Consider the following 7835-nt stretch of genomic DNA (forward strand, 5'->3'; position numbering starts at 1 on the left):
TCTATCCAAATCCATTTTGCTTTAGTAAAGTACATGTTTTAGCCCTTTAATTTATCCTTTGTATATCTCAATTTCAGACATTTTTACTAGATAAGAATTGTTATTTCCTGCCGGAGTGGGATACAACCTAGGAAATACAACCTTAATAAATTTGTAACTTCCAGCTGTTTTTAAAGCATTCAAGTCAAAACTCATCATATGTATAGTAGGACTCATAGGCGTATAAACTTCAGGCACCAGCGTTTTCCAGATCAAATTGCCGTTATTGTCTTTTTCTCCTGTCGAGCCCAATACCAATATGGTTTCTGACCAGGTGTTATGTTCATGGACATACACATCGATTTTGTCAACTTTAACAGACTTGGAGAATTTGAATTGAACCCATTCTTCTGTGGTGTTAGAAATGGCACCTTGCCCATCGCCTTCTGCTACCGTTCCGTCAGAAAAGACATGTCCTGCATTGTACCAGTTTACCCATCCGCCGCCGTTATATCTGACGCCGTCAACAAGATACTTTATTCCCCATCCAGGACTCCATTCGGGATGTTCTGCGCTGCTAGAAGCCGACAGACTAGCATATCGTGCGATATTTTCACCAGCATTCAAAGTATCAATGTCAACATACAAGCTGCCAATATCATTTACTCCGCCATAAATGCTTTGAATCATTCTAGCTTTTGCCTTAGGATAATAAGCAGGATTTTCGGTAAACAGTCCATAATAAATATCTTTTTCTGTTCCCCAATTGATTGCCGTAGCATCTTCAAAAAGTCTGAATACATGGCAGGATTCTAGATAATTCATATTTTGCATTGTTTCAAAAGCTGCTTGAAATGAATTTGCAGCTAGAGTATCTAATTCATCTCTGCCATAATCAGAGATACCAAATTCAGTAAAAAACACCTTTTTGTATCCATCGCCGTTAGCTGATGCAACGCTAAAGATCTCATCATTAATGGACTTCCATGATGTCTTAATCCAATCGGTATCCCCGACTTTTTCATCAGGAATATGCGGGTGCCAAGCTAGCACAAGGAAGTATTTGTTGGTATCTTTGGACTTTTCTTTTCCTGCAGGGAACTGACCGCTTTTTATATTAGAATAAATTAAAGTCAAGAAATTCTTTAAGCTGCCGTCATCTATGCTTTTGTCGCTTCCGATACCAGGCATAACAACCATAGCGTCTGAATTTGCGGCATAAATACCCTTGCTTGCGTAATACATCATATCTACTGCAATCTTGGCTTTTTCTTCTGTAGTAAATGTATTAATACCGGTAGCGGAATCATAATTCAAAGGATGAATATACTTGTCCTGATCAAATTCGTTTCCTACCTGCCAATATTTAATCTCAGGAAATTCTTCAGCCACAGCGTACCAGCATTTTTCATACAGCTTCAAAAATTCCATATAGTCCGAACCTTCAGTTGTGTCTCTGTTAGGTACGCCGCCCGTAGGATTGCTTTGGTTATTAGGCAAAAACCAAGTATGATTCATAGCAATTATCTGTTCTACTGCGCGGAATCTTAATTGCTGATATATTGTGTGAAATTCCGAAGCTGCAGACGTATTGATTGAAATATTATTGTCTTCATCAAGTATCAATACATCAGTAAGATGCATCCAAGCTCTATGGCTGGTTGCGCCCAAAGCACCTATCAAGTATGTTTGATTATTGAGGGATGCCCCGTTATTCATGTCCTGCTTTATTGGCGTAGAAATACCGTATAAATAATATTTGTCTATTGTAAAAGCATCTTGATTGTATTCATCTTTTGAATTAGGGTTTGGATTATCTTTTTTACACCCAACCACTCCTAAAACCATACAGATTAACAAGAGTATTGAGATTATGTAATTTAATAATTTTTTCATCATTATTACTCCACCCTTTTTTATTAACTATTGACGCCGAACTTAGTCAATGTGCTCTTATATTCTTGTTTTACTTGGTTATAGCCTATCGCATTGAGTCTCTTTTTTAAGTAATCCAATTGAGAATCCACAGTCTTTTGTCCAGATACTACCAAAATAAAAGTGTTTTTTATCTCGTCTTTTATTTGGTTTAACTTGTCATAATAATTTTTGGAATAATCCACGATAAACGCACCGTCATCATAATTTAGTTCAGACTGTGCTATCATATCGTATGACTTTTTGATAAGTTCTTGATTGGTGTATATTTGATAATCGTATGTAACCTGCAAATCGTTGTTTTGGTCAACACTAACTCTATTTTCCGAAAAATAAACGCCTATTAGATATTTTCCGTTTTGCTTAGCTGTCGTTAAATCGGTGATTTGGAATCTTGCGCCTTCTTTTACTCTTTCTGCAAGATTAGGCACAATATTGCCTTGCTCATCTATGCTGTAATGAACATCTTTTAAACCAAACAATCTCAACATCTGACCTTCTTCACTCATAAGATAATCAAGTATTCTTATAAGTCTCATAGGTTCTTGAACTTTATATGAAATTGAGAAACCGCCATAGTACCAGTTGTTGCCTTGATATCCGCCTGCAAATTCACCGCTAGGCATATTGATAATATCTATATAGTCCAGATAATCGTCCTTGTCGTTTAATAGACCTTTTAATGTACTGTTGGACATCTGATTAACTATATGGTCAACAGTCGCACCGTTATTGGATATTACTACGCCTGCTTTTCCTGAAGTGAAAAGCTCTAATTTTTCTGCATCGTTGAGAGTGTAAAAGTCTTTATATATATATCCCTTGGAATACAAATTAGCGAAATATTGTAAGAATTCTTTGTATCCGTCTGTCAACGCGCTTATTTCATAATCATCGCCTGTTTTGGTCCAGTTAGGTTGAATTCCAAAAGCAGCACAGAAGTTATCAAGCCATGCAGTTTCGGATGAAGCAGCCATACCTACAGTATCATTCTTGCCGTTGCCGTCAGGATCTTCTGTGGTAAAGAACTTAAGCATATCAGCAAACTGTTCCAAGGTTTCAGGATATTCAATATCTAGTCCTCTTGAGTTAATCCATTTGTTCATCCAATCTTTGCGCACATACATTGCATGGTTCATTTCGCCAAAGATATTAGGAACAAAATAATGATTACCGTCAAAGGTAGAATATTTTATTTGATTGCTGTTTAAAATGCTTTTTAGGTTTTGAGCCTGGGCTTTTTCAATATAAGGATCAAGTTTTAAAAGCATTCCGTCCGAAACCCATGTTCTATATACAGAAGTGCCGGGCGTATAGAAAAACAAATCAGGAGCAGTGTCATTGGCAACCAAAAGATTGATTTTGGTTTTCCATGAATCTTCCGAAACACCCGTAAGATTGATTTTTACATTGAATTTATTTTCTATATACGAAATGATTCTATCGCTTTTTGTGCCTGCGTATGAATTCCAGTTAAATGCCCAAAAAGTGTATTCAACCAAATCGTCAGTTTCTGTAAAATCAAGTTCGTCATAATTGTTTTTTGGTTTGCATGCAAACAAAGAAAAAGTCATTGTTAAGATTAATAAGATTGTCAAGAATTTTTTCATTTTTCTCTCCCCTGTGTTTTTAATCTTTTACCGAGCCTACAAAAATTCCTTGCACAAAGTATTTTTGTAAGAAAGGATAAACGCTTGCAATCGGAATTATAGAAAAGATAGTTACAGCCATCTTAGTAGAATCAGTAAACACTTTTCCTGATGTTATAAGACCGCTTATATTGTCTAAGTTACCTGCTGTAAGAATTTCGTTAAGCACACTTTGCAATGGATAAAGATAAGTTTTTTGATTGATAAATATCAAAGCGGTAAACCAATCGTTCCATTTGCCCACGCCATAAAACAGCAGCAAAGTTGCTATTATAGGCATGGACGAAGGTGCCAATATACTAAACAGAATTTTGAAATATCCTGCTCCGTCTATTCGGGCGGCTTCTTCCATAGAAGCAGGTATTTGATTAATAAAGTTTTTCATTAAGATTACATTGTAGCCGGAGAACAATCCAGGGACGATAAACACCATCCAGTTATCTACAAATCCCAATCCGCTCAAAACCTTGTAGTAAGGTACTAACCCGCCCGAAAACAGCATAGGTATCAGTATGAACAAAAGCAAAAATTTTCTTCCAGGCAACTGATTTTTGGATAAAGGATATGCTGTTAACAAGCACACAATGATGTGAAGTACGGAAGAAGCAATTACTATAACAATAGTCCAGACAAAACTTATCCAAACTTTTTTGCTCATAAGTACTGTATAAGCATCAAATGTCCATCCTTTTGGAAAAAGCATTGCTTTATTGGATACTACATTTTCATAAGAAGAAAGGCTGATTGATATTACATTAAGAAAGGGTAAAATAGTGCATACAACTAATAATCCTATAATTAAATAAATAATTATTTCTAGGGGTTTTATTCTTTTAAAAATGCTTTTTACCATATTCCTGCATCCCCCAATTTATTGGCTATCTTGTTAGTAATTATGATGATTACAAAACCAACAACTGACTTAAACAGACCTAGGGCTGTTGCAAGGCTGTAATTAGCACCTTCAACAAAGGCGATTCTATAAAGATATGTATCGATGATGTCATAAAATGTGCCTGTAGTGTCCAAATTATAGATCTGGTCAAAACCGCCGTTAAGTATATTGGATGTTTGCAATATCAAATTGATTGATATCGCTACGGCGATGCTGGGCAATGTTATGTATCTCATCTTAGAAAATCTGCCCGCCCCGTCAATATCTGCCGCTTCGTACAAAGAATTATCTATGCCTGAAATGGCAGCAAGATAAATAATTGAGCTAAAGCCCATATTTTTCCATATATCTGAAATGACCAAAAACGGCAAAAAGTGGCTTCTGCTTGTCAAAAACGGTACAGGCGACAATCCAAGATTTTTTAGCAATATATTAAAGCTGCCTTCGTTAAGAAAAATAGTTTTAAAAATTCCCGCCAAAACAACCCAAGACAAAAAGTAAGGAAGATATAGTACTGTTTGAGAAAATCTTTTAAACTTTTGATTGCGGATTTCGTTGTATAAAAGAGCAAGTATGACAGGAACAGGAAAACCAAAAATCAATCTCAAAAAGCTGATCCAAACAGTATCCCATAACACACTCCAAAATTTAGAATCGCCAAAGAGTTGCATAAAGTATTTCAATGCCGGATCTGCCCATGGACTTCCAAATACACCCAAACGGGGGTTAAGGTCTTTGAACCCTATGATAACACCAAACATAGGTGCATAGCTAAATATTGCCAGCAATAATATTGCAGGTATCAGCATAAGGTACAAGGACCTATACTTGTTAATTTTCTTTAGTATTGTAATATTTTTTGCTTTTGTGCCTTTTAGCATTTTTTCTCCATTATCCTAAAAACCGTATATAATCGTACTGCAGCCAACCCTCAGTCGTATTCTCAGCAGGAACAATTTTGATTCTGCCGACAGTATCCAAAGACAAAACATTTTCTAGATCTATCGTATATTCTGTAAATACATTGTCCATTGCGGTAATAGGTATAGTAATACTTTTTTCTTCAGTAAAGTTATTGTTTTTATCTGCAAAGTACATCTTCATTGAAGTGGCTTTAGTTTTGTTCTTTAATTTTATTTGAATTTTTTTGACATCTTTTAGATTTAGATTCAGATCCTTTTGGGTAACTATCACTGGATCTGATGTCTTGTCACTAGACAATTTGGTCGTCAGATACAAACCATTGGGATATGAATACGCTACGTTAGTCAATCCATACCATTGTTCATAATCAAACGCATTATCAAATTCATAAGAATAAATGGTGTTTTGAGGTTTTTGAATTTCTTCGGGTTGATATAAGCCCATTATCTGATTGCCAGACACTTCATAGCTTACAGGCCAATCATTGGTAAGAACGGGATCAATATAATTTAGATATTGATTTTCGTACGCTAGATAAATTTTGTTATCTTTTATTTGCCCGCCTATTTCAGTGTTATAAAAATGTCTTAAGAAAACGCCTACAGAATAATTATCCATTCTGCCGTTATTGGCGATTATGTTATTTATAAACGAGCAATTCTGATTATCTTTGCCCCAGCCTGCTGTCTTATACACAAGCCAAGCAGCACCGCCGTTGTTATGTATAACGCTGTTTTTAACTACCATATTTTTATTGGTGGCCTCAAAGTCCCCGCCTACCATATCGTTTTTGTATTCGGCATTTCCGGTATAAGAGATATCCAGATTTTCGCATATAAAATTGCTGCAAACATTGAATTGCAAGGACGCAGTTCCCCAGCTCATACCATAAACAACACCTACATTTCTTATAGTTACATTGGTAATAGTACTAGGATCAGATTCCTTGGCATGCGCACTTTCAAACAAGATTCCTTCTCTGTATATGTTATCCATATAGATGTTATCCAAAACAGCTTTGGTAACTGTGTCTATATGAAGCCCTGCTTCGCAATCATAAAATTTGCAATTTGTAATAGTTATGTTACTCAAAGGCGTTTGACCTCTTAATCCAATCATGACAGCATTGGAATAAAAAGGCGGTTTGCTGGGCGCAGGTTCGCCCAAAAGCAAGCATCTATATCCACCTAAATTTCTAAAAATCGTATCATTAATAGTAAGGGAAGAATCAGAAAAATCCGAGTCTTGAGTGTTGTTAAGAAATATTCCAAACATTGCGCCTTCAAACATAACGCCGTCTACCGTTACATGATAGGCTGATGAAATTTTCAACCCCACTGTTGCAGACAAATTACCTGACAAAACAAATTGAGTATCATAAGTAGTTCCGCCCACTATAACAGGATAATTCCCTGTACCGTAATAAGAAATGGTAATGTTCTTTTCTCTTGTTCCGCTTGTTTTTATTTCTAGACAAGCATCATCAAAGACATCATTAGATCTGAACAAAACAGCGTCTCCAGGCGCTAGTCTTGTGCGGTTTATTTTGGATATAGTTTTAAAAGGCTTAGCAGGACTCAAACCATCATTGCTGTCATTGCCATCATTGCTGACATAATAAGTTTTGCCTTGATATTGATTGGTGTTATCCTTCTCGTGCGAAAAAGTCAAAACATCAGGTTTTGATTGTACTTTTAGTCTTTCTTTAGTCTGTCCGCAGCCAATAGCTGTTGTTCCCAAAATCACACACATTAAAAAAGAAATGATTTTTTTTATAGATATCTTTTTACTCATTGGTTTCCCCATACTGATTTTTCCTTTGTTTTTAACGAAAATATTATATCATCGACTATATTTAATAACCATCCCTATATTTAACTTATTTATGGCAGATATAAACCAAAAACAAAAATAATAGGTTAATTTTCGCCTTATTTGTATTTATTTTTTACTTTTGAATGATAACGTCGATTTGGACATTAAAAATTTTTTTAATAAAAAATTCAAAAAATCTAGCAAAAAACAGGGAAAAAGAGAAAAATCTCTTTCCTAAATAATATAAATTTTTAATTGGAATTGAATTCTAATTAAAATAAAGCATTAAGACATATTTAAACAAAAATTAATCCAGACTGAATACTTCTATCATCCTAGGCTGGGCTTTGGTATTATCTTTCTTTTCCATTATAAGAATATCTTTCATATATTCATCCCACTTTTTGACTATCGCACTTGTGGTTTGAACTTTCTCCGCAAAATCAGCACCCTTTTCACACTCATAATAACCAAACAGCTCATTGCCGTCCGCAAAAATAGTGTAGTTCTTAATACCGGCTTTTTTGAGTTCAGCAATCATTTCGGGCCAGATTTCATCATGACGCTTGATATATTCATCCATATATCCGTCTTTTACTTTTGCTCTCCATGCGTATCTTTCCATAATCCACCTTCCT

At 35.4% G+C, this 7835-nt stretch carries 6 protein-coding genes; all 6 read right to left on the reverse strand.

All coding sequences use genetic code 11. The annotated features are described in order from the left end of the window. Nucleotides 1-51: 51 nt before the first annotated feature. The gene (locus tag VIL26_09145) at nt 52-1878 is read right to left on the reverse strand and encodes a hypothetical protein (protein ID HEY8391087.1); all 1827 of its coding nucleotides are present in this window, start codon (nt 1876-1878) and stop codon (nt 52-54) included. Nucleotides 1879-1898: 20 nt separating this feature from the next. Beyond that, the gene (locus tag VIL26_09150) at nt 1899-3524 is read right to left on the reverse strand and encodes an extracellular solute-binding protein (GenBank protein HEY8391088.1); all 1626 of its coding nucleotides are present in this window, start codon (nt 3522-3524) and stop codon (nt 1899-1901) included. 19 nt (nt 3525-3543) lie between these two features. Continuing rightward, nucleotides 3544-4416, reverse strand: coding sequence for a carbohydrate ABC transporter permease (locus VIL26_09155; protein ID HEY8391089.1), 873 nt, complete (start codon nt 4414-4416; stop codon nt 3544-3546). Next, nucleotides 4410-5339, reverse strand: coding sequence for an ABC transporter permease subunit (locus VIL26_09160; protein HEY8391090.1), 930 nt, complete (start codon nt 5337-5339; stop codon nt 4410-4412). Before VIL26_09160 ends, VIL26_09155 begins: the two co-directional genes overlap by 7 nt. 10 nt (nt 5340-5349) lie before the next feature. Beyond that, nucleotides 5350-7176, reverse strand: a complete 1827-nt coding sequence (locus tag VIL26_09165) for a right-handed parallel beta-helix repeat-containing protein (protein HEY8391091.1) — start codon at nt 7174-7176, stop codon at nt 5350-5352. Nucleotides 7177-7504: 328 nt separating this feature from the next. Then, nucleotides 7505-7835 (reverse strand): L-rhamnose mutarotase (locus VIL26_09170; protein ID HEY8391092.1); only part of this gene is annotated, 331 nt, incomplete at its 5' end.

Source organism: Clostridia bacterium, assembly GCA_036562685.1.
Taxonomy (GTDB): domain Bacteria; phylum Bacillota; class Clostridia; order Christensenellales; family DUVY01; genus DUVY01.